The organism is Micrococcus sp. Mcc89 (assembly GCF_024519795.1).
GTDB classification, from domain to species: Bacteria; Actinomycetota; Actinomycetes; order Actinomycetales; family Micrococcaceae; genus Micrococcus; species Micrococcus luteus.
Genome location: NZ_JALJRI010000037.1, coordinates 1 through 390, shown reverse-complemented (window position 1 = coordinate 390; position 390 = coordinate 1). Strand labels below are relative to the sequence as shown.

The window sequence follows — 390 nt, the reverse complement described above, 5'->3', positions numbered from 1 at the left end:
CGGCCTCGCCCTCGGCGCGGTAGCGGGCCACCCAGGTGGCCACCGTGGGGCGGCTCACGGTCAAGTCCCTGGAAGTGGTGTAACGACCTTCAAGGCATGAGAGTCAGGCCAGGGTCGGCATCACCTCCGCGCTCGCTCCGGTTGTCGAGGGGGTGTCCGGGTCCTGGTTAGAGCAGCGGGCCAACAACTCGAGTCCGAGATAGCGGCGGCCTTCGGCCCATTCATCGGTCTGTTCGGCCAGCACGGCCCCTACGAGCCGGATCACGGCGTCTCGGTTCGGGAAGATCCCTACCGCGTCCGTGCGGCGCCGGATCTCCCGGTTCAGCCGCTCGGCGGGGTTGTTCGACCAGATCTGGGACCACACGTCCCTCGGGAACGAGGTGAACGCGA

The 390-nt window shown here is 67.9% G+C and carries 1 protein-coding gene; it reads right to left on the bottom strand.

Features of this window, described 5'->3' with window-relative positions:
• Nucleotides 1–103: 103 nt before the first annotated feature.
• Nucleotides 104–390 (bottom strand): transposase (locus tag NR072_RS05290; protein WP_256836417.1); only part of this gene is annotated, 287 nt, incomplete at its 5' end.